The organism is Streptomyces sp. NPDC018000, assembly GCF_044328025.1.
In the GTDB taxonomy this organism is placed as follows: Bacteria; Actinomycetota; Actinomycetes; order Streptomycetales; family Streptomycetaceae; genus Streptomyces.
The window spans coordinates 32434-57712 of the sequence record NZ_JBIRGM010000015.1; the positions used below are offsets into that span (position 1 = coordinate 32434).

Below are 25279 nucleotides of genomic sequence, written 5' to 3' on the forward strand. Positions count from 1 at the left end.
ATTGTTACGTTCCCATCATGTGGCCATGGACGGGCCATCATCTGCGGCGGCGAACGTGAAGCGCATGAGCTTCCTCAGGACCAACCCCCGCGCCACCGCCCGGCTGCGCATGGCCACCCTCGTGGCCGTGCCCGTACTCGCCCTCTCCGTCGCCTGCGGCGCCGGTGACGACAGCGCCGGCGGTACGAAGAAGGACGACGCGATCGCCGACGTACCGGACGCTCCGACCGCGAGTGCGGCAAAGGACGAGAACACCCCGAGCACCCGGCCCGCGGGCAAGAGCGCCTTCTACGACGCCCAGATGAAGTACGTCCAGTGCATGCGCGCCAAGGGCGGCTACAAGGACTTCCCCGACCCCAAGCTCAGCGGGCACCTCGACTGGGCGAAGGTCGACGAGATCGGTTCCCAGCCCGGCCGCAACGAGGGCATCAAGGGCGGCAAGAACGGTGTCTGCGTCAACGAGTTGCAGGCCGCAATGGCGGCCGAGCCCAAACGCGACCAGCAGAAGGACTACGAGTCGATGCTCGCGCACGCCAAGTGCATGCGGGACAACGGCGTCTCCCGGTTCACCAACCCGACCATGAACGGCGGCAACGCCCAGCCGGGCGGCGACCCGAACCCGGCGTCCCCGTCCATCGACACCGATTCGCCGTCGTACAAGCAGGCCCGCGAGGCATGCAAGTCGAAGCTGCTCGACGGACTGGACGGCATGCAGTGAAGCGCCGCACCGCCTTCCTCGCGCTCGGCGCGGCGACCGTCGCCGCCGCCGTCACCGGGGGAGTCCTGTACTTCGGCGACGGCGGCGACGCGGGCGCCTTCGGGAGGGGCGGCGACCTGCCGCCCGCCACCGCGACTGTCGTACGCACCGACCTCGTGCAGTCCAAGACGGTCGACGGCAGGCTCGACTTCGCTCAGCGCCGCGCCGTCAAGTCCGCCGTCGAAGGCACCGTCACGGTGGCCGCATCCGAAGGCAGGACGCTGACCATGGGGCAGGCACTGTACGAGCTGAACGACAAGCCCGTCACCCTCCTCTACGGCCCGGTCCCGATGTTCCGCGAGATGAAGGCGGGCGACCGGGGCAGCGACGTGCTCCAGCTGGAGCGCAATCTGCGCGACCTGGGGTACGGAGCGAATCTCTACGTCGACGCGCGGTACGACGAGAACACCGAGGCCGCCGTCAAGCAGTGGCAGAAGTCGCTGAACCGTGAGACCACCGGCAAGGTCGGCAAGGGCGATGTCGTCTTCCAGCCCGACCGGGTCAAGGTCGTCACTGCGGACGCGGCGCTCGCCGACCAGGTCGGCCCGGACACGACCGTGCTGACGGTCGCCTCCACCAAGCCGGTCGTCCGTGCAGAGCTCGACCAGGGCGACGGCGCGCTCACCTCCCGGGGCACCAAGGTCGAGGTCACCCTGCCGAGCGGGAAGACGGCGACCGGCAAGGTGGCCCGGACGGTGCGCCCCGAGGCATCCGCCGGGGAGAGCGACGCCGTGCAGAACGGCATCACCGTCGAGGTCGTCCTGGACGGCGGGGTGAGCGCCGCGTCCGGCGAGGACGCCAAGGCGTCGGCGAGCGTGAAGTTCGTCAGCGAGGCACGCAAGGGAGTCCTCACGGTCCCCGTCGAGGCGGTCGTCGCTCTGCGCGGCGAGAACGGCGGCTACGGCCTCCAAGTCGTCCAGGGCGCCACCTCGAAGATGGTGCGGGTGGAGACGGGCATGACCGCCGACGGCCAGATCGAGGTCAGCGGCCCGGACGTGCGCGAGGGCCTGAAGGTCGGAGTGGCGAAGTCATGACGTCGGCCCCGGTGATCGAACTGCGGGACGCCACCAAGTCGTACCCCGGCGGCGTCCACGCCCTGCGCAGAGTGAACCTCACCGTCGAGGAGGGCGAACTGGTCGCCGTCGTCGGCCCGTCCGGCTCCGGCAAGTCCACGATGCTCAACGTCATGGGCACCCTCGACAGGCCCACCACGGGCACCGTCCGGATCGCCGGGTACGACGTGTCCGAGCTCTCCGACTCCCGGCTCTCCGCACTGCGCGCCCGCCATATCGGCTTTGTGTTCCAGCACTTCCACCTGGCGGCGGGGCGCGACGCGGTGGACAACGTCGCCGACGGGCTGCTGTACGCGGGCGTACCGCTGAAGGAACGGCGCACGCGTGCGCGGGAAGCGCTCGCCAAGGTTCGACTGGACCACCGTTGCTCACACACGCCGAACGAGCTGTCCGGCGGAGAGAAGCAGCGCGTGGCCATCGCCCGCGCCCTGGTGGGAGACCCCCGGCTGCTGCTGGCGGACGAACCGACCGGGGCGCTGGACACCGCGTCCGGCGAGATCGTCATGGAGCTGCTCCACGAGCTGAACGCGTCCGGCACCACCATCTGCGTGATCACCCACGATCACGAGATCGCGGACTCGCTGCCGCGCCGGGTCCGCTTCAAGGACGGCGAGATCGTCTCGGACTCGCGTTCCGGCGCGCGCTCCGCCCCCCGCACGGAAGAGGTCGGTTCATGAAGAACGACCTCAAGCCCTCCCGCCTCTCCGCCCGCGACATCCTCCGCGTCGGTGCGGTCGGCCTTCGCGCGCGTCGCGCCCGCGTGGTGCTCTCGGCACTCGGCATCGCCATCGGTATCGCGACCATGGTGGCGGTCGTCGGCCTGTCCGAGTCGAGCCGCGCGGACCTGATGGCCCAGCTCGACCGCCTCGGCACCAACCTCCTCACCGCCGAGGCGGGCAAGGATGCCATGGGACAGGACGTCAAGCTCCCCAGGAACGCGGTCGCGATGGTCGAGCGCGTCGGCCCGGTTCAGCACGCCACGGCCACCGCCGACGTCGACGCCCGCATCCGCCGCAGCGACGTGGTCCCCGAGGAGCGCACCGCCGGCGTCACCACCCAGGCGGCCCGCATCGACCTGCTGTCCGCGCTCGGCGGCGAGGTCGACAAGGGCGTCTGGCTGAATCCGGTCGGCGAACGCCTCCCGACGACGGTTCTCGGTGCGGTGGCGGCGGACCGCCTCGGCATCACCCGCACCGGCGAGACGATCATGATGAACGACACGCGCGTGGTCGTCGTGGGCATCCTCAAACCACTCGAACTGGTCCCCAACCTGGACCGGGTGGCCATGGTCGGATTCCCCGCCGCCGAGCGCTACTTCGGCTTCGACGGCCACCCCACCACCATCTTCGAGCGCTCCACGGACGCCTCGGTGGAGGACGTACGGGCCGTCCTGGCCCGCACCGTAAGCCCCGGCAACGAGGCGAGTGTCAAGGTTTCCCGGCCCTCGGACGCGCTGGCCGCGAAGGCCGCCACCGACGAGGGCCTGACGAACCTGATGCTCGGCCTGGGCGCGGTGGCCCTCCTGGTCGGCGGTGTGGGCGTCGCCAACACCATGGTCATCTCCGTCCTGGAACGCCGCCAGGAGATCGGCCTGCGCCGCTCGCTGGGCGCGACCCGCAGTGCGATCCGGCTCCAGTTCCTGACCGAGTCGCTGCTGCTGTCGGCGCTGGGCGGGGCGACGGGCGCGCTGCTGGGCGCGGCGGCGACGTACGGCTTCGCGCGGGTCCAGGGGTGGACGGCGGTGGTCCCGCTCTGGTCCCTGGCGGGAGGTCTGGCCGCCACCCTCCTGATCGGCGTGGTCGCGGGCCTCTACCCGGCGATCCGCGCCTCCCGTCTCCACCCGACGGTGGCACTGAACGCGACGTGAGGCGGCGGGGTGATGATCCAGGAGGACGCCCGCCACAACGGCCACGCGGACCCGCTGCGGGAACGGACCGACGGCGCCACGGGCGACTGTCCGGCGCCGGGTTGAGCGCGGTTGCGTACTCCAAGGTGCGAGGAGTACGCAACCGCCGCTCAGTCGTCCGTCCCGGACGGATACACCGCGGCATAGGCCGAGCGGAACAGGGCGGTGACCTCCTGGCCGCTGAGACCCTGCGCGCCGGCCGGGCGCGCGGCGTCCGGAATGCTCCTGTTCGGGGTGTAGGGCGCATTCTCTTCGGAGGACTGGACCATTGAACGTATCCATGGCTCTGGCCTGGCGGTTCTTCGACGCGTAGCGTGAGTCCGCATGAAGATCCTGATCAGCGCGGACATGGAAGGCGCCACCGGCGTGACCTGGCCGGCCGATGTACTGCCGGGCACCCCCCAGTGGGAGCGGTGCCGTTCCATGTTCACCTCCGATGTGAACGCGGCGGCGCTCGGCTTCTACGACGGCGGCGCCGACGAGGTGCTCATCAACGAGGCCCACTGGTCCATGCGCAACCTCCTCCTGGAGCAGCTCGACGACCGGGTCCAGATGCTCACCGGCAGGCACAAGTCCCTGTCCATGGTGGAGGGCATCCAGCACGGCGACGTCGATGCCATCGCCTTCGTCGGCTACCACACGGGCGCCGGCACGGAGGGGGTTCTCGCCCATACCTATCTGGCGAACTCCATCACCGGGGTCTGGCTCAACGGCGCCCGGGCCAGCGAGGGGCTCCTCAACGCGCATGTCGTGGCCGAGTACGGCGTTCCTGTCGTCCTCGTCACCGGCGACGATCTGACCTGCGTGGACGCGGAGGGGTACGCCCCCGAGGCACGCAAGGTCGCAGTGAAGGACTATGTGTCGCGGTACGCGGCGGTGTGCCGCACCCCGGCCCGTACCGCCGCGGACATCCGTGCGGCGGCCGAGGAGGCGACCGCGCTCGCCGTGCGGCACAGCCCGGTGGAGGGTGGCCCCTTCACCGTCGAGCTGGAGTTCGATGCCGAGCACCTCGCCACGGCGGCCACCGTGGTCCCCGGCGTGGCGCCCAGTGGCGAACGGCGCGTCGCCTACACCAGCGCGACGATGTACGAAGGTATCCGCACGTTCAAGGCGGTGACGACGATCGTGTCGTCCGCCGTGGAGGAACAGTATGGCTGAGGCGACCGCCCCCCAGGAGAGCGTCGACGAGCGGGCGCTCGACGAGTCGGTGACGTTCACCTCCGAGCTGATCCGGATCGACACCACCAACCGCGGCGGCGGCGACTGCCGGGAACGCCCCGCCGCCGAGTACGTCGCCGAGCGACTGGCAGCCGCCGGACTGGAACCCACCCTGCTGGAACGCACCCCGGGGCGCACCAATGTGGTGGCCCGGATCGCGGGCACCGATCCGTCCGCCGACGCGCTGCTCGTGCACGGCCATCTCGACGTCGTCCCGGCCGAGGCCGACGACTGGACCGTGCACCCCTTCTCCGGGGAGGTCTGCGACGGTGTCGTCTGGGGGCGCGGCGCCATCGACATGAAGAACATGGACGCGATGGTCCTGGCCGTCGTCCGGGCCTGGGCGCGGACCGGTGTCCGGCCCCGCCGCGACATCGTGATCGCGTACACCGCCGACGAGGAGGCCAGCGCCGAAGACGGTTCCGGCTTCCTCGCCGACCAGCATGCCGAACTCTTCGAAGGGTGTACGGAGGGCATCAGCGAATCCGGTGCCTTCACCTTCCATGCCGGACCGGACATGTCGCTCTACCCGATCGCCGCCGGTGAACGCGGCACCGCCTGGCTGAAACTCACCGCGCACGGCAAGGCGGGACACGGTTCCAAGGTCAACAAGGCCAACGCGGTCAGTGCGCTCGCCGCGGCCGTCGCCCGCATCGGCGAGCACGCATGGCCGGTCCGGCTCACCCCGACCGTGCGCGCCGCGCTCACCGAGATCGCCGCACTGCACGGCATCCGCCCCGACCTCGACGCCCCCGGCTTCGACGTGGACGAACTGCTCGGCAAGCTCGGACCGGCCGCCGCCCTGGTCGAGCCGACCGTCCGCAACAGCTCCAACCCGACCATGCTGGAGGCCGGGTACAAGGTCAATGTGATCCCGGGCCACGCCACCGCATTCATCGACGGCCGGATGGTGCCCGGCGGCGAGGACGAGTTCCACACCACCCTGGACCGGTTGACCGGGCCCGATGTCGACTGGGAGTTCCACCACCGCGAGGTCCCGCTGCAGGCCCCGGTCGACTCGCCGACCTTCGCGAAGCTGCGCGCCGCCGTCGAACGCTTCGACCCGCACGGCCACGTCGTGCCCTACTGCATGTCGGGTGGCACGGACGCCAAGCAGTTCTCCCGGCTCGGCATCACCGGCTACGGCTTCTCACCGCTGAAGCTGCCCGTCGGCTTCGACTACCAGGCGCTGTTCCACGGCGTCGACGAACGCGTTCCCGTCGAGGCACTGCACTTCGGCGTCCGCGTTCTCGATCACTATCTGCGCACGGCCTGACCCGGTACGGGGGAATTGATCATGGTATCCACAGGGGCCTACGGAACGTGGCCGTCACCGATCGACGCACGGCTGGCCGCCTCCAACGACGGCTGTCCGGAGTACGTCGGTGTGGTCGGCGACGAGGTGTGGTGGACGGAACCGCGCCCCGCCGAGGCGGGGCGCCGCGCCTTGATCCGCCGCCGCGCGGACGGGACCAGCGCCGATGTGCTGCCCGCTCCGTGGAACGTACGGAGCCGGGTCATCGAGTACGGCGGACAGTCGTGGGCCGGGGCCGAACGCGCCGAGGGCGGACCGCTCGTCGTCTTCGTCGACTTCGCCGACCAGCGACTGTACGCCTACGCTCCCGACGAGCCCGGCGAACCCTGGCCGCTCACCCCGGTCTCGTCGGTCGGTGGCGGGCTGCGCTGGGTCGACCCGCGGCTCCACCTCGACCGGGGCGAGCGGGGCGAAGTGTGGTGCGTCCTGGAGGAGTTCACCGGCGAGGCCCCCACCGAACTGCGCCGGGTGATCGCCGCCGTACCGCTGGACGGCTCGGCGGCCGACGACCGCTCGGTGGTACGTGAACTCACCGACGACAGGCATCGTTTCGTCACCGGTCCGAAACTCTCGCCCGACGGGCGACGGGCCGCCTGGATCGCCTGGGATCATCCGCGGATGCCGTGGGACGGCACCGAGGTGATGCTCGCGGACATCGCCGACGACGGTACGTTCCAGCACACCCGGAGCTTCGGCGGAGGCCCCGAGGAGTCGGTGCCGCAGATCGAATGGGGCGCCGACGGGCAGCTCCTCTTCGCCAGTGACCGCAGCGGCTGGTGGAACCTGTATCGCGCCGACCCGCACCGGGGCGCGGTCGCGCTCTGCCTCCGGGAGCAGGAGTTCGCCGGACCGCTCTGGAAGATCGGCCTCAGCTGGTTCCTGCCGCTGGAGAACGGCCTGATCGCCACCGTCCACGGCCGGGGCACCACCACGCTCGGCATCCTCGACCCGGAGACCGGTGAACTCGCCGACGTCGCCGGACCCTGGACGCAATGGGCCGAATCGCTCGCCGTGCACGGCAGCCGGATCATCGGCATCGCCGCGAGCCCGTACAGCGCCCATGAGGTCGTCGAACTGGACACCGCGACCGGCCGCACCAGGATCATCGGCACACCGCACGAGGACGCCGTCGACCCCGCCTACTACCCGCAGCCCGAGGACCGCACCTTCACCGGGCCCGACGGCAGGGAGATCCACGCCCACATCTACCCGCCGCGGAGCCCCGACCGGGTCGGCCCCGACGGTGAACTGCCGCCCTACGTGGTCTGGGCGCACGGTGGACCCACCGGTCATGCCGCACTCGTCCTCGACCTGGAGATCGCCTACTTCACCTCGCGCGGCATCGGCGTTGCCGAGGTCAACTACGGCGGCTCCACCGGCTACGGCAGGACCTACCGCAACCGGTTGCGCGAACAGTGGGGCGTCGTCGACGTCGAGGACTGCGCGGCCGTCGCCGAAGCGCTGGCCGCCGAGGGGACGGCCGACCGGCAGCGGCTCGCCATCCGGGGAGGAAGCGCCGGCGGGTGGACCACCGCGGCCTCGCTGACCGGCACCGATGTCTACGCCTGCGGCGTGATCATCTACCCCGTCCTCGATCTGGCCGGCTGGGGCACGGACGAGACCCATGACTTCGAGTCCCAGTACCTGGAGTCCCTGGTGGGCCCGCTCGCCGAAGTCCCGGCCCGCTACCGTGAACGCTCGCCGATCAGCCGCACCGACCATCTGACCACCCCCTTCCTCCTGCTCCAGGGGCTGGATGATCCGATCTGCCCGCCCGTCCAGTGCGAGCGGTTCCTTGCCGAGGTCGAGGGGCGCGGCATCCCGCACGCGTATCTCACCTTCGAGGGGGAGGGGCACGGGTTCCGGCGCGCCGACACCATGATCCGCGCCCTGGAGGCCGAACTCTCCCTGTACGGCCAGACGTTCGGCATCGACTGCCCCGACGTACCGAGGCTGGAGCTGAAGAAGTGACCCTAGCGCCTGTTCCGAGTTTCCCGCCTGCGCCGCGACGCCTGGCACGCGCGCTCGCTGCGTTGTCGGGATCGCCCACGTACGCCCAGTACGAGGGCGACCCTCCGCCTTGCGATCGCACGCACCAGACGCCGCGGCGCCCGCGCTCCGCGCGGACGACGGGAAACTCGGAACAGGCCCTGGCACCCCTGACCCGACCCGCCCGACTGCGTCCCGGTGCCAGGATCGCCGTTGTGTCACCGAGCGGGCCGGTGCCCGCCGACCGCCTGGAGGCGGGACTCGACATCCTGCGCGGCTGGGGCCTCGAACCCGTCGAAGCGCCCCATGCCCGTGACGTGCACCCGGAGTTGGACTACCTCGCCGGTACGGACGAGGCCCGGGCCAGGGACCTCCAGGACGCCTGGTGCGATCCGTCCGTCGACGCGGTGATCTGCGCCCGCGGCGGGTACGGCGTGCACCGCATGGTCGACCTGGTCGACTGGACGGCGATGCGCGCGGCCGGGCCCAAGGTGTTCATCGGCTACAGCGACATCACCGTGCTCCACGAGGCGTTCGCCCAGCGGATGGGGCTCGCCACCCTGCACGGCCCGATGGCAGGCACCGAGACCTTCCTCAAGGACCCGGACACCCAGGAGTCCCTGCGGGCCACTCTGTTCGAGCCCGAGTCGGTACTGACTCTCGGCCTGCCCACGGCGCGGGCGCTGATCCCCGGCAGGGCCCGCGGTATCACCTACGGCGGCTGCGTGAGCCTGCTCGCCGCCGACATCGGCACCCCGCACGCCCGGCCGTCCGCCCGGGGCGGGCTTCTGGCGATCGAGGACACCACCGAGGACCCGTACAACATCGACCGCATCCTCACCCAACTGCTGAGGTCCGGGGCGCTCGACGGGACAGCCGGGGTGGCCTGCGGATCCTGGGCGGGCTGCGGCCCGTACGAGGAGGTGCGGGCGGTCCTCGCCGACCGGCTCGGCCCACTGGGCGTACCCGTCGTCGAGGAGCTGGGCTTCGGGCACGGACCGACGGCGCTCACGATTCCGCTCGGTGTGCCCGCCGTGCTGGACGCGCCGGCCGACGGCGGCCCCGCCACGCTCACCATCGAGGTGCCCGCTCTGGTCTGAACGGCGGCGCCCGCGTACTGGACGTATGCGGGTGTTCCGACAACGCGGCGAGGCGCCGCAACTGACGTCGTGCCCCCCATGTGCCGGTCGGTCTAAGCTGGCCGGATGTCCCAAATCGACTATTTTGCGGAGGGGTGCCGTGTGGCGATCCGCGCCTACACCCTCGCGGATGCCGAAGAGTTCACCACCCGTGCGAGGGAGAGCCGGGATGTGCACAGCCCCTGGCTCTTCCCGCCCGAGGACCCCCGCGCGTACGCCACCTACGCGGGACGGCTGATCGACGATCCGACAAAGGCGGGCTTCCTGATCTGCGAACGCGATCGTGGACGGGAATCCGGCGAGAGCGGGGCAGGCGGCGGGATCGCGGGGTTCATCAACATCAACAACATCGTCCGCGGCGGGTTCCTCTGCGGAGCGCTCGGTTACGGGGCCTTCGCCCACGCGGTGGGGCGCGGTCTGATGAGCGAAGGGCTGGCACTGGTCCTGAGGTACGCCTTCGGGCCGCTCGGCCTGCACCGGCTCGAAGCCAATATCCAGCCCGGCAACGAGGGTTCGCTCGCCCTCGTCCGGCGTGCCGGATTCCGTCTCGAAGGGTTCTCACCGGACTTCCTCTTCATCCAGGGAGCCTGGCGCGACCACGAGCGGTGGGCGATCACGGCCGAGATGCTGAGCCAGGACGGCGTTTAGACCGACCGGCAAACCTTGCCGGTCTCAGCAGTGGCCGGGCCTGGCGTACACGGTGATGCGCGCCTGCGTGACGTCCCGGCTCGTGCACTCCTCGAAGTGCGCGTCGAGGGTGGAGCGTTTGACCGCCTCGCGCGCGTCGGCGTCCAGCGGCTGGCCTGCCAGGTCGCGTACGGCGACGACGCGTGCGCTCGTCAGGACGCGCTCCCGGATCCTGTCGGGTGACAGCTCCACGCCGAACAGTGTGTCGGACGCGACCGGGGTCCGTTCCAGAGCGAGGTCGGACAGACCCCGGAACGCGTCCGGCAGGGCCAACGTCCATACGCGTCTGCGTGAAGGCATGAACAGCAGCCCGTCCCCGGGCTCGCCGGCTCTCTCGACTGCCCGGGCGATCGCGACGGCGTCGTTCTTCCGGCTCCCCGGCTTCCGCAGAGCGGTGCTCACGGGTACGAGGGCGGCGAGCACCGCCGCCAGTGCCACACCACATGTCACACGCTGCAAGGTTCCGGCATCGCCTGCCAAGCGCCGGAGCCGGTCGAGCATCGAGCCGGTCAGGAGGGCGAAACCGATGGTGGAGGCCAGAACATAACGGTCCACGTACAGGGGATGCAGAAGGATCGTCAGCATGAGCAGCGTGGTGGGCAGGATCAGCAGCGGGAGCGCGAAGGAGGGCAGCGTGATCGGTCCCCGCGCACGGCTGGGCACACGGGCGAAGGCGATACCCAGCAGGGCCGTCACGACGAAGCCCAGCACACTCCTGGGGTCCGGCGCGCCGATCCAGTCCACCTGCGCGGACTGCGTGGTGCTGAAGGCGGCGAGTGGGAGGAGCCCGGCGAGCACCCCACCCGCCGCGATGCTCCATGCCCGTGTCACCGGCCGCGCCAATCGCGCCCGGAAGACGGTCACACCGTGGGCCAGGAGCATGAGTACGGCGAACTCGTGGAGCAGACAGGCCGTCAGCATCACCGCGCCGTACGCCACCCAGCCCAGTCTTCCCGGCCGGGCGAGGCTGCTGACGAGGAGGCAACTCGCCCACGCGATCAGTGCACAGACCAGGGCGTAGGACCGGCCCTCCTGCGCGTACCGCTGAACCGGCGGGAGCAGAGGGAAGACGAGGCCTGCCAGCAGCCCGGTCCACGTTCCTCCGAGCCGTTGCCCCAGCCGTACGACGCCGACCGCCGCTGCGGCGACCGCCAGTACCGACGGCAGCCGCAGCGCCACCAGGCCGCCGTCCCAGAGGCCGAACACTCCCCGCATGATCAGGTAGTACAGGCCGTGCACGACGTCGATATGGCCCAGGGTGTGCCAGATCTGCGGCACGCTCCGATGTGACATCGCGTAGGTGACCTCCTCGTCTCCCCACAGGGTGCCCTGGCGGCGGATTCCCCAGACCCCGATGATCAGGGCCAGCAGGCCGGGGATCCACAGGACCGCCCGGGGCAGGGCGTCCCGGGCCGGTTGCGGGAGATGTGCCGTTCGAGAATCGGCGGCGGGGGCGGTGTGTTGGATGGAAGAGATGACGTGCTCCGTCCGAAGGGGTTCTCTCGCTCGGTCGATCGTCCGTCGTGTCGATGGGCAGCCCCCGTAGGCAGCGCCAGTCAATCTCCGACTTCACCCCCGCAGGCGGCTGTCCTCATCCCGGATCCCGGCTCCCAGGGGGCTGCGCCCGTGCAACACCGCCTCGCGTTTCACCACTGACCTGCGGGCGATGCCCCACGCGGTGAGGGCGGCGTTCTCGAGGGTCAGGACGGAGCCTGGCGGCGGCGAAGGCGCAGCAGTACCCCGCCCACCGCCAGTGTCGCCACGGCGCCCGACGCGATACCGATGGCCAGTCCGCCACCGAAGCTCGGCCCTTCGTTCGGTGCCGCGGCCTCGTCCTGACCCGACACCGTCACCGTCGAGCGCAGGACGATCGCGGGGTAGTCGCACACATAGTCGCGGTCCTTTTCCGTCACGCAGTCGGCGCTCTTGTGTCGCAGCGTGAATGTCACCGGATACGTTCCGGGCTTCACCGTCTTCTTGATCCGGCCCGCGCCCACCCAGGCGCTCTTGGTGTCACCGAGGGCGGTGTCGTCGGTCAGCGCAGGGCTTGAGACCTCAACTGCCGTCGGGTGCGGGTTGCCCGGGCGTTCCTTGACCGTGAGGTTCACTACCTCGCCAGGCGCCGCGGGGCCACCGACGGAGCCGTACCCCTGCTTGGGGAAGGGGAGCTGGTCGGCGTGGGCCGCTCCGGCCTGCCCGAGCAACATCAACGGCAAGGCAGTTGTGGCAAGTCCGCAGCGGATGGTCGAACGTGTTAAGTCGATCATATGCACTTCCCTGTGCCAGTAGTGATCTTACGATCATGACTGACCTTGACGCAGCCACGCCGGGCGGCGTGGCATGCATCTCTTCTCATGCGGGGGAACAACCGTGGGTTTGCGCAGAGCGCTGGGTACTGCGGCGGGGGCCGCGGGCCTGCGCTCCAACCTGCCGCGTCACCACCCTGTACACGACGAATGGCAGGCGCATCCCCCCGATGTGCGGTATCGGAGCACCTGCTGACCGCCGGGTGCACCCCACTGGCCCACCTGATTGGACAAGTCTTTGCCCGTGGCCGATTCGGGCTCCCTCCCCGGCCCGCGGACCCTTCCCGCACGGGTCGCGCAGCGCGGCGCCCCGTACAGGAAGGGGAAAGCGGCGGCCGAAAGTATGAGGGGCCGGCCTCCGGCGATGCGGCGACCGTGTTGACCGCACGCAATCGCGGACAGAGGCTCGTTATGTAGCTGCCCAATACAACTGGTTCTGCCGGGCCTTCGCCCTCGGCACGCCGCCCAAGGACGGCACCGTGCGTACGACCGCTTTCCCGGCCGGGACCGAATCGGGAGGACGCGTATGTGTGGCATCGCCGGCTGGGTCTCCTTCGACCGCGATCTGCGGGCATCCGAGGCGGTCGCGACGCTGGACGCGATGACGGAGACCATGTCCTGCCGGGGCCCCGACGACCGGGGGACCTGGATCGCCGGTCACGTGGGGCTCGGACACCGGCGGCTCGCGATCATCGACCTGCCCGGCGGGCGCCAGCCCATGACCGTCGGCACACCCGAGGGGGATGTCGCCCTCGTCTACTCCGGTGAGGCGTACAACTTCACCGAACTCCGTGCCGAGCTGACCGCCCGCGGGCACCGTTTCGTCACCGACTCGGACACCGAGGTCGTGCTGCACGGCTATCTGGAGTGGGGCGAGTCCGTCGCCGAACGGCTCAACGGCATGTACGCCTTCGCCGTCTGGGACAGTCGCCACGACAAGCTCGTGATGATCCGCGACCGGATGGGTGTCAAGCCCTTCTACTACTGGCCGACGCCCGACGGAGTGCTCTTCGGCTCGGAACCCAAGGCCATCCTAGCCAATCCGGTGGCCCGGCCCCGGGTGACCCTCGACGGACTCAGAGAGCTCTTCACCCTCGTCAAGACCCCCGGCCACGCTGTGTGGGACGGCATGTACGAGGTGGAGCCCGGCACAGTCGTCACCGTGGACCGCGGCGGCCTGCACCGGCACGTCTACTGGCAGCTCAAGACCCGTCCGCACCCCGACGACCGGGACACCTCGATCGCCAACGTACGGTCACTGCTCGACGACATCGTGCGCCGCCAGCTGGTCTCCGACGTACCCCGATGCGTCCTGCTCTCCGGCGGCCTCGACTCCTCCGCGGTCACCACGCTCGCCGCCCGGCAGCTCGCCGAGACAGGCGAGAAGGTCCGCACCTTCGCCGTCGACTTCGTCGGACGCACCGAGCACTTCGTCGCCGACGAACTGCGCACCACCCCCGACACCCCGTTCGTGCACGATGTGGCCGAGCAGGCGGGCACCATCCACCGCGACATCGTGCTCGACCCCAACACCCTTGCCGACCCCGAGGTACGCGCCCGGATGATCCGGGCCCGGGACATCCCCATGGGCCTCGGTGACATGGACGCCTCGCTCTATCTGCTCTTCCGGGCCATCCGCGAACACTCGACTGTCGCGCTGTCCGGCGAATCGGCCGACGAGGTCTTCGGCGGCTACCTCCAGTTCTTCGACGAGGAGGCCCGCAGCGCCGACACCTTCCCCTGGCTGGTGCGGTTCGCCGAGCACTTCGGCGAGGACGCGGGCATGCTCCGCGACGACCTGAACCAGGCCCTTCGCCTGGAGTCGTACATCCGCGACAGCTACGACTGCGCCGTCGCCGGCATCGAACGGCTCACCGGCGAGAGCGACTTCGAGTACCGCATGCGCAGGATCTGCCACCTCCACCTGACCCGGTTCGTCCGCATCCTGCTCGACCGCAAGGACCGCGCCAGCATGGCCGTCGGCCTGGAGGTCCGGGTGCCGTTCTGCGACCACCGGCTCGTCGAGTACGTCTACAACGCCCCGTGGGCCCTGAAATCCTTCGACGGCAGGGAGAAGAGCCTGCTCCGCGAAGCGACCGCGGATCTGCTTCCCCGGTCCGTGTACGAGCGGACCAAGACCCCCTATCCCTCGACCCAGGACCCCAAGTACGCCTTCGCACTCCAGGAGCACGCCCGCGACCTGCTCGCCCGCCCGGACCACCGGGTTTTCGACCTCATCGACCGAGCCCGGCTGCAACGGGTCGCCGACCACGACGCACCCCGGATCACCTCGGCGTCCCGCCGTGGCCTGGAACGCACGCTGGACCTTGCAGTGTGGCTGGACATGTACGAGCCGGAGGTGGACCTCAGCTGAGCGGACTGCCGTCGCCGGGGGGCGCGGCGGCCGGCCCGTCGCCGCGCCGGCCCTTGTGTTGATCTTCTTCACCTCTTCCAGCGTGCACCGAGCCGGGAAGCCGGGCCCACCGGCCCACGGCAGGGGCAGCCGAGGCCCTGTCGTGCGGTCGCCGACGCTGAGGGAGCATGGAAGGGAGGTCAGCTGTGGTGCCCGTGGTGTTTGCCCGGGCGCGCCGTCCTGGGGAAGTGAACCGCGATGATGTACTGGTACGGCCACGGCAACGGCTGGATGTGGCTGTGGATGACGATCGGCCACCTCTTTTTCTGGGCATTGATCATCGTCGTCGTGGTCCTTCTCGTCCGAGCCTTCGCGCAGCGTCCCGGCTCGCGCGGCGGCGGACAACCCGGCTGGGGGACTCCGCCCGGCCCCGGCGCCCCGGGCCCTGGCCCTGGGCCTGAGCAGATCCTCGCCGAGCGGTACGCACGCGGCGAGATCGACGAAGAGGAATACCGCCGACGCCTGGCCACCCTCCGAGGCTCACCACCAGGCCCGCCCAACCCCTGACCCGGAACGAGCCGGCCGCGGCTTCGCCCAGCACTGGTTGGTCATCGTCCCGCTGACCATCCACCTGTTCGGTAGCCGGCTGGGCAGCCGGTTATGACCCACGGCCGGGCCGCCGCCCCGGCCGTGGGTGTCCGTCAGCTGACGCGCAGGGTCACCGCGGCGGTGTGCAGCTTTCCGCCCGTCCGGAACTGCAGGAACATCCGCCAGTTGCCGGGCTTGGGCAGCATGGCGTGGAAGGACAGGTCCGGCCCGCCGTGGTCACCGTTCACCGCGGTCTCCGGGTGGAGGTGGGCGAGCGCCTGGTCGCCTTCGTGGAAGGCTGTCAGGTGGGCGTAGGTGTCGAGGTAGGGCTGGAGGTCCGTGACGGGCTTGCCGTCCTTGCTGATGCTCACCGTCATGGGATGGGCCGTACCGGCCGTCAACTCGCCCTTGACCGTGACCGTGTAGCCGTCGACCTCGGCGTTCGTGGTGGCAGCCGGGAGCGGGGTCGGCTTGGCGTCACCGGGGACGGTGGCGGTGCGGCTGAGGACGAAGTCCTTGCCCTTGCCCGTACCGCTGTCGGGGGCGAAGGAGGCGTACATCCGCCAGGATCCGGGCTCCAGCGCCGAGAGATCAGCGGTCCAGGTGCCGTCGCCGGCCATGGTGGGGTGCAGGTGCTGGAAGCCGGTCAGGTCGGAGCGGATGGCGTAGAAGTGCATCCGCTTCGCCTGATCCACGGCGAAGCCCGTGACCGGCTTCCCGTCCGGGCCCATGACCTGGAACGTGTAGCCGGTGGCCCTGCCCGCCGGAAGCTCACCGGCGGACGACATCAGCTCGTAGCCGTCCTTGGCATCGGACAGACCATCGTCGGCGTCCATGGAGCCGTGGTCCATGCCGGGCATCGAGTCCATCGAGTGGGACGAGGCGGACGCCGACGGCATCGAACCGTGGTCCATGCCCGGCATCGACGAGTCGGACGAGTCCTTCGACGAACCACAGGCGGCCAGCGTCAGCGCGAGAACGACGGTTGTACCGGCCGCCGCCAGACCATGACGACGCAGGGTGAAACGAGACGTGAACGACATGAGGGAAAACCTTCGGGATGTGCGCACCGCACCGGCGCGCGGCTGATCAGGACACGTGGCCCGCAGCCCTCATCACGGGCCCGGGCGAGGTGCCTGTCACGTCCGCGCGACGCACACCCGCAGAAGCAGATCACGCCCGCCGCCCGGCGGCCCGCGCAGCCCCGCTTCCCCGGCAGCAACGCGCCGCCCGATCAGCGCCCATCCGGACAAGACCGCGAAGACCGTGACGGCCAGGAGCCACACGGTCAGCAGCGGGAGCCGGTCGCGGGCGGGAGTCGCCACGCACTGGGCTCCGTGCCCACCCGTCACAGCCTGCGTGGAGGGATGCGCCGAGCCCGGGATGGCCATCGGGGCCATTGAGCCCATCGCGCGCTCGGAGTGACCGCGGTGACCGGCCTGCTCGTCGTGCGCGGGGGCAGGAGCCGACACGGCACCGTGGCAGCCGGAAGCGGCAGTGGCCGGAGCACCGTGCATGAGGAACAGCCCGAACAGCAACGCGCCCACCGCCATCAGCCGGGCGAGAGCCCGCCCGCGCGCGTGCACGTGGTCCATGTCCGCCTCATCCGTCACTGGCCGGCTACGGCACTCCCGGGCCGATAATCATCCCCGACAATACCCCCACCCGGTACCCCTTTGACTGATCGGCCTCACCGGCGTCGCGGCCGTGCTGTTCCGCCGCGCCGCCACCGGTCCTGCGGGGCGCTGACGACCGAACGGCCATGAGGTAGCGCATTGCGACCGATCGAATACTCTATGTATGTGATCGGTGTGCGGTAGCAGACATGGCTTCCAGGACGGGCGGGCCGCATCGGCCTGCTCCTGGGACTCGTCCTGCTGGTCACCGCCCATCTCGCGGGCTCGGTCCACACCGCCTCCTTCGGCGGGCTCCACCTGACCGCCGCGAGCGTCGACTGCGATCAGCTCGAGACAGACGATGCCGATCACGGGATCAACCCGCCTCCCGGGCACGACCACAAGGCGGACGGTCACCTCGACCACGCGGTGGACCGGCCCCGGGATGCCATCGACGGCACGGTCATCGGGCCGGGGCATGACGGGCCGGACGCAGCACCACCGGCCACGGCAAGGACCGAGGCGGCACACGCTGCCTGGGCCCGTCCGCCTGACGTCTTCCCGGCACCGGACGGCCGCGCCACCCTCGCGCTCCACTGCGTCCTGCGTCAGTAGGCGCCGCCCGCACGCCCCGACCTCGCACGAACTCCGTGGCCGAGGCGTGCCCGCGCGCCCATGATCCGCGACGACCGCACCCGCCCGCACCGGGCGCGGTGCGAAGGAGCCGTACGCATATGCACCTCTCCCTGCTCGAACCCCTCGGGGCGCACGCCCCGCTGCCTGTGATCGCCCGCCGGCCCGCCCAACTCGTGGGCAACACCCCCGTCCTGTGGATCGACGAACCCTTCGCCCCACCGGGCCGGGGCTTCTACGCCAAGCTGGAAGGCGCCAACCCCGGCGGCATCAAGGACCGTCCCGGCCTGCACATGGTCTCTGAAGCGCGCAGGCGCGGTGACCTCGCGCCGGGCGCGCCGATCGTCGAGTCCTCCAGCGGCACCCTCGGCCTGGGGCTGGCCCTGGCCGCGCTGACCTACGGTCACCCGGTCACCGTCGTCACCGACCCCGGTATGGAGCCCTCCGTGGTTCGTCTCCTCACCGCTCTGGGCGCACGCGTCGACCAGGTCACCGCCCCGCATCCGGAGGGTGGCTGGCAGGAGGCCCGCCGTGAGCGCGTGGCCGAATGGCTGACGCGTACCCCGGGTGCGTACTGCCCGGACCAGTACCGCAACCCCGACAACGTGGCCGCCTACCGTGTGCTGGCCGCCGAGCTTCTCGCTCAACTCGGTCGTATCGACGTCCTGGTGGCGGCCGTGGGTACGGGCGGCCACTCGGCCGGTGTCACGGCCGCACTGCGCGAGCCCCTTCCCGGACTGAGGCTGATCGGGGTGGACGCGGTCGGCTCGACGATCTTCGGGCAGCCCGCCGCTCCCCGGCTCATGCGAGGCCTCGGCTCCAGCATCCACCCCGAGAACGTCGACTACGGCGCCTTCGCCGAGGTCCACTGGGTGGCCCCGGCCGAGGCGGTGTGGGCCTGCCGCCGGCTCGCCCGGTGTCACTACGCGTCCGGCGGCTGGAGCGTCGGCGCGGTCGCGCTCGTCGCCGGATGGGCCGCGCGTACGTTCCCGGCCGGCACCCGGATCGCCGCCGTCTTCCCCGACGGCCCGCACCGCTACCTGGAGACCGTCTACAACGACGCCTGGTGCCGCGAGCATCAACTCCTCGGCCAGCAACCGCCGAAGGAACCCGACGAGATTGCCGAGCCGGACGCGTGCGTGGTCACCCGCTGGACCCGGTGCAGCCAGGTCCGTGACCCGCTGGGGCGTGACCTGGCGAAGGCGGGCTTGCGATGAGGGGCCTGCGGGCCCAGGTGGCCTCCTTCGACCGGCCGGCACGGCTGCTGATGGTCAACCAGTTCGCCATCAACCTCGGCTTCTACATGCTCATGCCCTACCTGGCCGACCATCTCGCCCACGGGCTCGGGCTCGCGGCCTGGGCGGTGGGCCTGGTGCTCGGCGTCCGGAACTTCTCCCAGCAGGGCATGTTCCTGATCGGCGGCACCCTCGCCGACCGCTACGGCTACAAAACCATGATCCTGACCGGTTGCGTGCTGCGTACGGTCGCCTTCGGCCTGCTGGCGGTGGCCAATTCCCTGCCCGCCCTGATCGGTGCCTCAGCGCTCACGGGCTTGGCCGGGGCGCTGTTCAACCCCGCCGTCCGCGCCTACCTCGCCGCGGACGCGGGCGAAGAGCGGCGTGTGGAAGCCTTCGCCGCCTTCAATGTCTTCTACCAGGCAGGCATCCTCGTCGGCCCGCTCGCCGGACTCGCCCTGCTGGCCTGGGACTTCGGCGCCGTGTGTACGGTCGCGGCGACAGTCTTCGGCGTCCTGGCCGCACTCCAGGCCCGTGCCCTGCCCGCACGCTCCCCGGCCGACCGGGGCACCGAGCCGGCCTGGCGCGCGGTGGCCGCCGACTGGCGCACCGTCGTCGCCAACCGGCCCTTCCTGCTCTTCACCGCCGCGATGACCGGCTCGTACGTCCTGGCCTTCCAGGTCTACCTCGCCCTGCCACTGAGAGCCCGTGACCTCTTCGGCGACCGGACGGGGGTGGTCACCGGCGCGGTCTTCGCGATCTCCGCGCTGGCCGCGCTGTCGGGCCAGTTGAAGCTGACCACTTGGGCGAAGCGGTCCCTTGCCGGGCCGCAGGCCATCGCCTACGGCCTCATGGTGATGGGGGTCGCGTTCGTGCCGCTGCTGACCGGCCCCTACCCGGGAACCCTCGGCCTTGCGGCGAGCGTCCTCGCGATCGTCCTGTGTGCCGCCCTGCTGGCCTGGGGCGGGGCCCTGCTCTATCCCTTCGAGATGGACACCGTCGTCCGGCTCTCCGGCGACCGGCTCGTCGCGACGTACTACGGCGCCTACAACACCGCTTCCGGCATCGCCGTCTCCCTGGGCAACCTGGCCGTCGGAGCGCTGTTCGACACAGGGATCCGATGGCTGCCGTGGGCGGCGCTGGCCACTACGGGGCTGGTGTGCGCGGGACTGGTGGCGCGACTGCACCGCGGCGGACACCTGGTACCGAGGCCGGTTGCCGTGCCGGGGTGAGGCGCCGTGCCGGGGCCGGGTCGCCGCGCTCGGCCCCGGGCGCTCAGCCGACGGCGGGGGCCGGAGCGTCGCGCAGGCCCAGTCGCAGGTGCTCGACGTGATAGAGAGCCTGTTCCATCAGTTCGGCGACGTGGTTGTCGTAGAGCGCGTAGATGACCGAGCGGCCCCGGCGCTCACCGGTGACCAGGCCCAGGTTGCGCAGCAGACGCAGCTGGTGGGAGCAGGCGGACTGTTCCATGCCGACGGCGTCTGCCAGCTCGGTTGCCGCGCACGGCCCCTCCTGGAGACGGGCCAGAATACGCAGCCGGGAAGGCGTGGCCAGCGCCTGAAGCGTGGCGGCCACGTCAGCGGCGCCCACGGTCTCCAGGCGCTCGCGCGCGGTGGCGGTGGTCGTGGTGTCAGCTCCGTGGCCCATGCCTTCATCCTACGGACATGAAGACATGAATGACTCTTCATGTATTCCGGTATGGTGGAGGGGGGGCACCGGCTTGCTCGGGTTGCCGCCACCTCGCCATGCCGTCGCGAAGGATCCCGTCTCCGATGACCTCCACCCTTGCCCCATCCGCCGCGGACCGGGCCACGCCCTCGCGCGATGGCGTCGCACCCGGGCGCCGTACCCGGGTCTTCGCTCTTCCTGAGGTGCGCTGGGCCGCCGCGGCTACCGTCCTCTTCCTCATCGCCCTCCCGCTGCAGCTGACCGGTGCTCCCGCCTGGGCGTGGGGGACGCTGTACGCGCTCGCCTACGTGTCCGGCGGCTGGGAACCGGGCTGGGCCGGCCTGCAGGCGCTGAAAGAGAAGACGCTCGATGTCGACTTGCTGATGATCGTCGCCGCGCTCGGGGCGGCGGCGATCGGCCAGGTCATGGACGGCGCTCTGCTCATCGTCATCTTCGCCACCTCAGGCGCCTTGGAGGCACTGGCCACCGCCCGTACGGCCGACTCCGTACGAGGACTGCTGGACCTGGCACCCGCCAAGGCCACCCGCCTCGACGCCGACGGAAGCGAAACGATCGTCCCCGTCGAGGAACTCGCCGTCGGGGACACCATCCTCGTACGACCCGGCGAGCGCGTCGGCGCCGACGGCCGCGTCCTGGACGGGGCCAGCGACATCGACCAGGCGACCATCACGGGCGAGCCACTTCCGGTGGCCAAGGAAGCAGGCGACGAGGTCTTCGCCGGCACCCTCAACGGCACCGGCGCCCTGCGCGTGCGGGTCGAGCGGGACGCCTCCGACACGGTGATCGCCCGGATCGTACGGATGGTGGAGGAAGCGTCCGAGACCAAGGCGCCCACCCAGCTGTTCATCGAGAAGGTGGAACAGCGCTACTCGCTGGGCATGGTGGCGGCGACCCTCGCCGTCTTCCTCGTGCCGCTCGCCTTCGGTACGGGGCTCGCCGACTCGCTGCTGCGCGCCATGACCTTCATGATCGTGGCGTCGCCCTGCGCGGTCGTCCTGGCCACCATGCCGCCCCTGCTGTCCGCGATGGCCAACGCCGGACGACACGGTGTGCTGGTGAAGTCCGCGGTGGTCATGGAGCGGCTGGGGCAGGTCGACGCGGTCGCACTCGACAAGACCGGCACGCTCACAGAAGGCACCCCGCGGGTCACGGACGTCCGGCCGCTCGCCGGATCCGGCCTGGACGAGGCCGAACTGCTCACCCTCGCGGCGGCGGCCGAGCACCCGAGCGAACATCCGCTGGCCCGCGCCGTCGTGGACGCGGCACGCGAGCGTGGTCTGTCGCTGCCGGTGGCGGAGGACTTCGACTCCACACCCGGGGTCGGGGTGACCGCATCCGTCGGCGGGCGCGAGGTGGCGGTCGGAGCACCGGCGCGACTGCTGGACGGGACCTCGGACGCCGGCCCGGCGCGGGCGGCGGCCGTCGCGGGTGAACTGGAAGACGGCGGCCGGACCGCCGTTCTGGTCACCGTGGACGGCGCCCCCGCCGGACTGCTCGGCATCGCCGACCGCCTGCGCACCGACGCCACCGCGACCGTGGCCTCGCTCACCTCCCTCACCGGGACCGCGCCCATGCTGCTGACCGGCGACAACCCCCGCGCTGCGGCCCGCCTGGCCGCCGAGGCCGGCATCGACGAGGTCCGGGCCGGGCTGCTGCCGCAGCACAAGGTGGACGCGGTCAGGGAACTGGAGCACACGGGCCGCAAGGTGATGGTCGTCGGCGACGGGGTCAACGACGCCCCCGCCCTGGCCGCCGCCCACACCGGCATCGCCATGGGCGGGGCAGGCTCCGACCTCGCCCTGGAGACCGCAGACGCGGTGATCGTCCGCGACGAACTCCGCACGGTCCCCGCCGTGATCGCGTTGTCCCGGCGGGCCCGCAAGCTCGTCGTGCAGAACCTGGTCATCGCGGGCGCCTTCATCGCCGGCCTGGTCGCCTGGGACCTCATCGGCACCCTGCCGCTGCCGCTCGGCGTCGCCGGACACGAGGGCTCCACGGTCATCGTCGGCCTCAACGGGCTGCGGCTCCTGCGTGAGGCGGCGTGGAAGCGGGCCGTCGAGTGAGCCGGCGCAAGGCTCCCGCTCAGGCAGAGCCCCGGTGCACGGTCACCGTGTGCCGGGGCTGCTGCTGCGGCACGGCCAAGATCCCCGGCGTCGACCACACCGCCCAACTCGCCGCCCTCAAGACCGGACTCGGGCCGGTCGCCCGAGTCCGGGCGGTGAACTGCCTCGACGCCTGCGAGCAGGCCAACGTCATCGTCGTACAGCCCTCGACAGCCGGACGTGCGGCGGGCGGGCGCCCGGTCTGGCTCGGGCTGGTCAACGACCCCGATGCGACTGCCGACATCGCTGCCTGGGTACGCGCTGGGGGACCAGGGCTCGCAGAGCCGCCCGAGATCCTCGACCTGTACGCGTTCGGGCCGTCACGCCGGGTGCGCCGGGCCGTCGAGGACTGAGCACGCTCGGCCGGCCCAGTCCCTCAGAGATGCTCTTCGACTACCTCGGCATCCGCCTCAACGGCCCCGACGCCGCCGAACACGCCCTCACCCTCGGCTTCACCATCACCGGCGGCCTGCACCGCGACCCCCGCCAGTGCACCGTCCAGCTGCGCAACGGCGTCCTCGTCCACACCCCGCACGCGGCGCCCAGCACCGCCGACGCCACCTACACCATCACCCGCACCGGCCTGAACGACCTCGCCGTCGGCAACACCACCCCCGGCCGGCTCGCCGAGGACGGCGACCTCACCGTCGTCTCCGGCACCATCGACCCCCTCAACACCTTCAACGGGCTGCTGGACACCTTCGAGTACTGGTTCGGCCTGACCACCCCCTGATCCCCGGCCACCAGCCCGTACTCGCTCAGGGCTGTCCCGTAATCCCTGGTGGGCGCGCGACGACAGCCGCGGCACCTCGCCGCGTTGTCGGAACGCCCGAATACATCCAGTATTCGGGCGTCCCTCCGCCTTGCGATGCAAGGCATCTGACGCCGCGCGCTGATCCACCACGGATTACGGGACAGCCCTCAGCCTTGGTCCAGAGCCTCTCAAAGCGCGGCCGCACCTCCCCCGGCCGGCGGTGCGGGCCGGGGGCGACGGTGTGCGCCCCGGAGGGCAGGAGCGCTCTCGGCGTCGGCGGTCATCTTGCCCTTGACCTGCAGAGTGCGGGGTGTGGCGGTGGTGGTCATCAGCTGAGCGTTCCAGCGACGAGGTCAGCGGCCTGGCGGGCCGTGTGGACGGGATGGAGCAGGTTCTGGTAACCGACGGAACGGGAGCCGACGTCGTCCACTCAGGCCGTTTCGGCCGCCGGGGCGGCGGTGCCGTCGCTCGGGGCGGCAGGCCATTCACGGTGTCCTTCGTCATGCCAGAGCGGGCGTCGGTCGACTCGTAGGCCGAGGATCTCCGGTCGCGCGTAGTGGCCGCGGGAGTCGACCCAGACCTTGACGGCGTTGATGTCGGCGAGGTCGATCTCGGCGGTGACGAGCTTCTCCTCGAGGCCGGTGTGCGGGCCGGCGAGGTACTGGTTGAAGGGGTGGATCACGGCCGACCAGCCGCCGCCCGCAGTGATGTGCTTCTGCGGTCCGACGGTGGACTCCATCCACTGCAGGCACGTCTCGTCCACCGGGTTTCCGGCGGAGATGACGAACGCCTGCGCCGTGAGCGCGTGGGTCTTCATCATGGCGTCGATCTGGACGTCGGCGACGGTCTCGAAGCCGGTCATGGTGGACAGACCGGGCCATGCTGCGGCGTGGATCTGCTGGCCCTGGGTGATCAGGGCCTGCCGGGCCAGGTTCATGGTGTGTTCCCAGCAGGCCAGACCGCCGATCCGGCCCAGAGCGCTGTCGAAGACGCTGAGGGTGGCGCCGCCGCCCTGAGCCCACACGATCCGTTCGGCGTAGGTGGGCTGGAGCTTGCGGTGAACTCCGAGAAGAGTGCCGTCGGGTTCGATGAAGACCTGGCTGTTGAAACACGTGCGGGTCCCCGCGAGCCGCTCGCTGACACCGAGAACGGCGCCGACCCCGGCGCGGTCACAAGCGGCTTGGACCCGGGCGATCTGCGGACCGGGCACCTCGACGGACGCCTCGGCGTAGGCGGCGTTGGCGCCCTGCTGGTCCAGCGGGGCGTAGGCCTCGATCCAGTACGGGTAACCGGGCACGAAGGTCTCGGGAAACACCAGCAGGTCGATGTCTTCCCGGCCGGCCTGTTCGATGAAGCGGATGACCTTGTCGACGGTCGCCTCGGTGTCCATGAACACCGGAGCGGCGTGCACCGCCGCGACAGTTCGCTTCGTGGAAGTGGGAGATGACATGGCGGAGTCCTCCTCAGAAGTGGAGCGCACCGGCAGGAACAGGCCGTCGAGCGGTGTCCGGGGCGCACGGTCCGGATGCGGATGAATGGGCGAGCCGATCACGAAGCAGCCTTCCATCGTTCGCAGCAACGCGTGCCTACGCTGACCAGTTCGGACAAGACATGTCAAGATCTGTCAACTCTTGGCATGAGAGCTGGAGTTTGAGACCGGGGTGCCACCGGCATGCTGCTGTGACTACGTTCCGCCGGGCCTGAACGTCACTCGGCACGGGGCGGCGGGCGAGGTCCATGATGACGGGTCCGGCTGAGATCGAGGCGACCCCTGGGATGTGGACACACCTGACAATGGATCTTGATAGGTCCAGGAAGCTGCAGATCCACATGGCAAAGCCCTCGAAGTGCGGTGCGGAGTTTCGGTCTGACGCGGTGGGAAGCGCGTGGGTTCGCAGATTCCTGAGCGTGCCGGGGTC

At 70.6% G+C, this 25279-nt stretch carries 24 protein-coding genes and 1 pseudogene; 17 read left to right on the forward strand and 8 right to left on the reverse strand.

Annotated features, from left to right (window positions below; translation table 11 throughout):
- Positions 1–64 precede the first annotated feature (64 nt).
- The 5 genes and pseudogenes from ACH4EW_RS25120 to ACH4EW_RS25140 form a co-directional block, all read left to right on the forward strand.
- Positions 65–718, forward strand: coding sequence for a hypothetical protein (locus tag ACH4EW_RS25120; protein WP_398260475.1), 654 nt, complete (start codon positions 65–67; stop codon positions 716–718).
- A complete protein-coding gene (locus tag ACH4EW_RS25125; protein ID WP_398260477.1) occupies positions 715–1791 on the forward strand; it encodes a peptidoglycan-binding protein in 1077 nt (358 codons plus the stop codon). Before ACH4EW_RS25120 ends, ACH4EW_RS25125 begins: the two co-directional genes overlap by 4 nt.
- On the forward strand, positions 1788–2507 hold the full coding sequence (locus ACH4EW_RS25130) for an ABC transporter ATP-binding protein (protein WP_398260479.1): 720 nt from the start codon (positions 1788–1790) through the stop codon (positions 2505–2507). Before ACH4EW_RS25125 ends, ACH4EW_RS25130 begins: the two co-directional genes overlap by 4 nt.
- The gene (locus tag ACH4EW_RS25135; protein WP_398260481.1) at positions 2504–3697 is read left to right on the forward strand and encodes an ABC transporter permease; all 1194 of its coding nucleotides are present in this window, start codon (positions 2504–2506) and stop codon (positions 3695–3697) included. Before ACH4EW_RS25130 ends, ACH4EW_RS25135 begins: the two co-directional genes overlap by 4 nt.
- Positions 3698–3709: 12 nt before the next feature.
- Positions 3710–3802 (forward strand): annotated as a pseudogene (locus ACH4EW_RS25140) (DUF664 domain-containing protein); the annotation flags it as partial.
- 44 nt (positions 3803–3846) lie between these two features.
- On the opposite strand, the gene ACH4EW_RS25145 reads toward ACH4EW_RS25140, so the two are convergent.
- Positions 3847–4005: a hypothetical protein gene (locus tag ACH4EW_RS25145; RefSeq protein WP_398260483.1), complete on the reverse strand. Its 159-nt coding sequence runs from the start codon at positions 4003–4005 to the stop codon at positions 3847–3849.
- A gap of 55 nt (positions 4006–4060) precedes the next feature.
- Here ACH4EW_RS25145 and ACH4EW_RS25150 point away from each other — a divergent pair, with 55 nt between their 5' ends.
- The 5 genes from ACH4EW_RS25150 (at position 4061) to ACH4EW_RS25170 (ending at position 10045) form a co-directional block, all read left to right on the forward strand.
- The gene (locus tag ACH4EW_RS25150; protein WP_398260485.1) at positions 4061–4894 is read left to right on the forward strand and encodes a M55 family metallopeptidase; all 834 of its coding nucleotides are present in this window, start codon (positions 4061–4063) and stop codon (positions 4892–4894) included.
- A complete protein-coding gene (locus ACH4EW_RS25155) occupies positions 4887–6230 on the forward strand; it encodes a M20/M25/M40 family metallo-hydrolase (RefSeq protein WP_398260487.1) in 1344 nt (447 codons plus the stop codon). Before ACH4EW_RS25150 ends, ACH4EW_RS25155 begins: the two co-directional genes overlap by 8 nt.
- A gap of 21 nt (positions 6231–6251) precedes the next feature.
- A complete protein-coding gene (locus ACH4EW_RS25160; RefSeq protein WP_398260489.1) occupies positions 6252–8240 on the forward strand; it encodes a prolyl oligopeptidase family serine peptidase in 1989 nt (662 codons plus the stop codon).
- A 179-nt stretch (positions 8241–8419) separates the two neighbouring features.
- Positions 8420–9358, forward strand: a complete 939-nt coding sequence (locus tag ACH4EW_RS25165; RefSeq protein WP_398260591.1) for an LD-carboxypeptidase — start codon at positions 8420–8422, stop codon at positions 9356–9358.
- A gap of 105 nt (positions 9359–9463) precedes the next feature.
- Complete coding sequence (locus ACH4EW_RS25170) at positions 9464–10045, forward strand: GNAT family N-acetyltransferase (RefSeq protein WP_398260491.1); 582 nt, start codon at positions 9464–9466, stop codon at positions 10043–10045.
- Positions 10046–10069: 24 nt separating this feature from the next.
- Here the strand turns inward: ACH4EW_RS25170 and ACH4EW_RS25175 are convergent, their stop codons facing one another.
- Positions 10070–11377, reverse strand: coding sequence for a hypothetical protein (locus ACH4EW_RS25175; protein WP_398260493.1), 1308 nt, complete (start codon positions 11375–11377; stop codon positions 10070–10072).
- Between the two features lie 407 nt (positions 11378–11784).
- On the reverse strand, positions 11785–12351 hold the full coding sequence (locus ACH4EW_RS25180) for a hypothetical protein (protein ID WP_398260495.1): 567 nt from the start codon (positions 12349–12351) through the stop codon (positions 11785–11787).
- A 565-nt stretch (positions 12352–12916) separates the two neighbouring features.
- Here ACH4EW_RS25180 and asnB point away from each other — a divergent pair.
- Entirely contained in the window at positions 12917–14764 is a 1848-nt protein-coding gene (gene asnB / locus ACH4EW_RS25185; protein ID WP_398260497.1) for an asparagine synthase (glutamine-hydrolyzing), read from the forward strand.
- A 237-nt stretch (positions 14765–15001) separates the two neighbouring features.
- Positions 15002–15310 (forward strand): SHOCT domain-containing protein, encoded by a 309-nt coding sequence (locus tag ACH4EW_RS25190; protein ID WP_398260499.1) that lies wholly within the window; start codon positions 15002–15004, stop codon positions 15308–15310.
- A gap of 134 nt (positions 15311–15444) precedes the next feature.
- Here the strand turns inward: ACH4EW_RS25190 and ACH4EW_RS25195 are convergent, their stop codons facing one another.
- Entirely contained in the window at positions 15445–16374 is a 930-nt protein-coding gene (locus ACH4EW_RS25195; RefSeq protein WP_398260501.1) for a hypothetical protein, read from the reverse strand.
- A 96-nt stretch (positions 16375–16470) separates the two neighbouring features.
- Positions 16471–16926, reverse strand: a complete 456-nt coding sequence (locus ACH4EW_RS25200; RefSeq protein WP_398260503.1) for a hypothetical protein — start codon at positions 16924–16926, stop codon at positions 16471–16473.
- 755 nt (positions 16927–17681) lie between these two features.
- On the opposite strand from ACH4EW_RS25200, the gene ACH4EW_RS25205 reads away from it, so the two are divergent.
- On the forward strand, positions 17682–18797 hold the full coding sequence (locus ACH4EW_RS25205; RefSeq protein ID WP_398260505.1) for a PLP-dependent cysteine synthase family protein: 1116 nt from the start codon (positions 17682–17684) through the stop codon (positions 18795–18797).
- The gene (locus tag ACH4EW_RS25210) at positions 18794–20047 is read left to right on the forward strand and encodes an MDR family MFS transporter (protein WP_398260507.1); all 1254 of its coding nucleotides are present in this window, start codon (positions 18794–18796) and stop codon (positions 20045–20047) included. Before ACH4EW_RS25205 ends, ACH4EW_RS25210 begins: the two co-directional genes overlap by 4 nt.
- Before the next feature lie 43 nt (positions 20048–20090).
- Here ACH4EW_RS25210 and ACH4EW_RS25215 read toward each other — a convergent pair whose 3' ends face one another.
- Positions 20091–20462, reverse strand: a complete 372-nt coding sequence (locus ACH4EW_RS25215) for an ArsR/SmtB family transcription factor (RefSeq protein ID WP_398260509.1) — start codon at positions 20460–20462, stop codon at positions 20091–20093.
- Between the two features lie 125 nt (positions 20463–20587).
- Here ACH4EW_RS25215 and ACH4EW_RS25220 point away from each other — a divergent pair, with 125 nt between their 5' ends.
- Genes ACH4EW_RS25220 through ACH4EW_RS25230 form a run of 3 tightly spaced genes read left to right on the forward strand, consistent with a single transcriptional unit; the run spans position 20588 to position 23339 of the window.
- Positions 20588–22567: a heavy metal translocating P-type ATPase gene (locus ACH4EW_RS25220; protein WP_398260511.1), complete on the forward strand. Its 1980-nt coding sequence runs from the start codon at positions 20588–20590 to the stop codon at positions 22565–22567.
- The gene (locus ACH4EW_RS25225; protein ID WP_398260513.1) at positions 22564–22959 is read left to right on the forward strand and encodes a (2Fe-2S) ferredoxin domain-containing protein; all 396 of its coding nucleotides are present in this window, start codon (positions 22564–22566) and stop codon (positions 22957–22959) included. The genes ACH4EW_RS25220 and ACH4EW_RS25225 overlap by 4 nt, the downstream gene beginning before the upstream one ends.
- 29 nt (positions 22960–22988) lie before the next feature.
- Positions 22989–23339 (forward strand): alkyl sulfatase C-terminal domain-containing protein, encoded by a 351-nt coding sequence (locus ACH4EW_RS25230; RefSeq protein ID WP_398260515.1) that lies wholly within the window; start codon positions 22989–22991, stop codon positions 23337–23339.
- A gap of 209 nt (positions 23340–23548) precedes the next feature.
- Here the strand turns inward: ACH4EW_RS25230 and ACH4EW_RS25235 are convergent, their stop codons facing one another.
- Positions 23549–23689, reverse strand: coding sequence for a hypothetical protein (locus tag ACH4EW_RS25235; protein WP_398260517.1), 141 nt, complete (start codon positions 23687–23689; stop codon positions 23549–23551).
- 101 nt (positions 23690–23790) lie between these two features.
- On the reverse strand, positions 23791–24810 hold the full coding sequence (locus ACH4EW_RS25240) for a carbon-nitrogen hydrolase family protein (protein ID WP_398260519.1): 1020 nt from the start codon (positions 24808–24810) through the stop codon (positions 23791–23793).
- Between the last annotated feature and the right edge of the window lie 469 nt (positions 24811–25279).

Coding starts and splice junctions, on each gene's coding strand:
- ACH4EW_RS25195 (WP_398260501.1), bottom strand. CDS start 16,374: ATGTCGTTCACGTCTCGTTTCACCCTGCGTCGTCATGGTCTGGCGGCG.
- ACH4EW_RS25205 (WP_398260505.1), top strand. CDS start 17,682: ATGCACCTCTCCCTGCTCGAACCCCTCGGGGCGCACGCCCCGCTGCCT.
- ACH4EW_RS25120 (WP_398260475.1), top strand. CDS start 65: ATGAGCTTCCTCAGGACCAACCCCCGCGCCACCGCCCGGCTGCGCATG.
- ACH4EW_RS25175 (WP_398260493.1), bottom strand. CDS start 11,377: ATGTCACATCGGAGCGTGCCGCAGATCTGGCACACCCTGGGCCATATC.
- ACH4EW_RS25200 (WP_398260503.1), bottom strand. CDS start 16,926: ATGGACCACGTGCACGCGCGCGGGCGGGCTCTCGCCCGGCTGATGGCG.
- ACH4EW_RS25150 (WP_398260485.1), top strand. CDS start 4,061: ATGAAGATCCTGATCAGCGCGGACATGGAAGGCGCCACCGGCGTGACC.
- ACH4EW_RS25240 (WP_398260519.1), bottom strand. CDS start 24,810: ATGTCATCTCCCACTTCCACGAAGCGAACTGTCGCGGCGGTGCACGCC.
- ACH4EW_RS25160 (WP_398260489.1), top strand. CDS start 6,252: ATGGTATCCACAGGGGCCTACGGAACGTGGCCGTCACCGATCGACGCA.
- ACH4EW_RS25190 (WP_398260499.1), top strand. CDS start 15,002: ATGATGTACTGGTACGGCCACGGCAACGGCTGGATGTGGCTGTGGATG.
- ACH4EW_RS25210 (WP_398260507.1), top strand. CDS start 18,794: ATGAGGGGCCTGCGGGCCCAGGTGGCCTCCTTCGACCGGCCGGCACGG.
- ACH4EW_RS25220 (WP_398260511.1), top strand. CDS start 20,588: ATGACCTCCACCCTTGCCCCATCCGCCGCGGACCGGGCCACGCCCTCG.
- ACH4EW_RS25145 (WP_398260483.1), bottom strand. CDS start 4,005: ATGGTCCAGTCCTCCGAAGAGAATGCGCCCTACACCCCGAACAGGAGC.
- ACH4EW_RS25230 (WP_398260515.1), top strand. CDS start 22,989: ATGCTCTTCGACTACCTCGGCATCCGCCTCAACGGCCCCGACGCCGCC.
- ACH4EW_RS25130 (WP_398260479.1), top strand. CDS start 1,788: ATGACGTCGGCCCCGGTGATCGAACTGCGGGACGCCACCAAGTCGTAC.
- ACH4EW_RS25235 (WP_398260517.1), bottom strand. CDS start 23,689: ATGACCACCACCGCCACACCCCGCACTCTGCAGGTCAAGGGCAAGATG.
- ACH4EW_RS25180 (WP_398260495.1), bottom strand. CDS start 12,351: ATGATCGACTTAACACGTTCGACCATCCGCTGCGGACTTGCCACAACT.
- ACH4EW_RS25135 (WP_398260481.1), top strand. CDS start 2,504: ATGAAGAACGACCTCAAGCCCTCCCGCCTCTCCGCCCGCGACATCCTC.
- asnB (WP_398260497.1), top strand. CDS start 12,917: ATGTGTGGCATCGCCGGCTGGGTCTCCTTCGACCGCGATCTGCGGGCA.
- ACH4EW_RS25215 (WP_398260509.1), bottom strand. CDS start 20,462: ATGGGCCACGGAGCTGACACCACGACCACCGCCACCGCGCGCGAGCGC.
- ACH4EW_RS25155 (WP_398260487.1), top strand. CDS start 4,887: ATGGCTGAGGCGACCGCCCCCCAGGAGAGCGTCGACGAGCGGGCGCTC.
- ACH4EW_RS25170 (WP_398260491.1), top strand. CDS start 9,464: ATGTCCCAAATCGACTATTTTGCGGAGGGGTGCCGTGTGGCGATCCGC.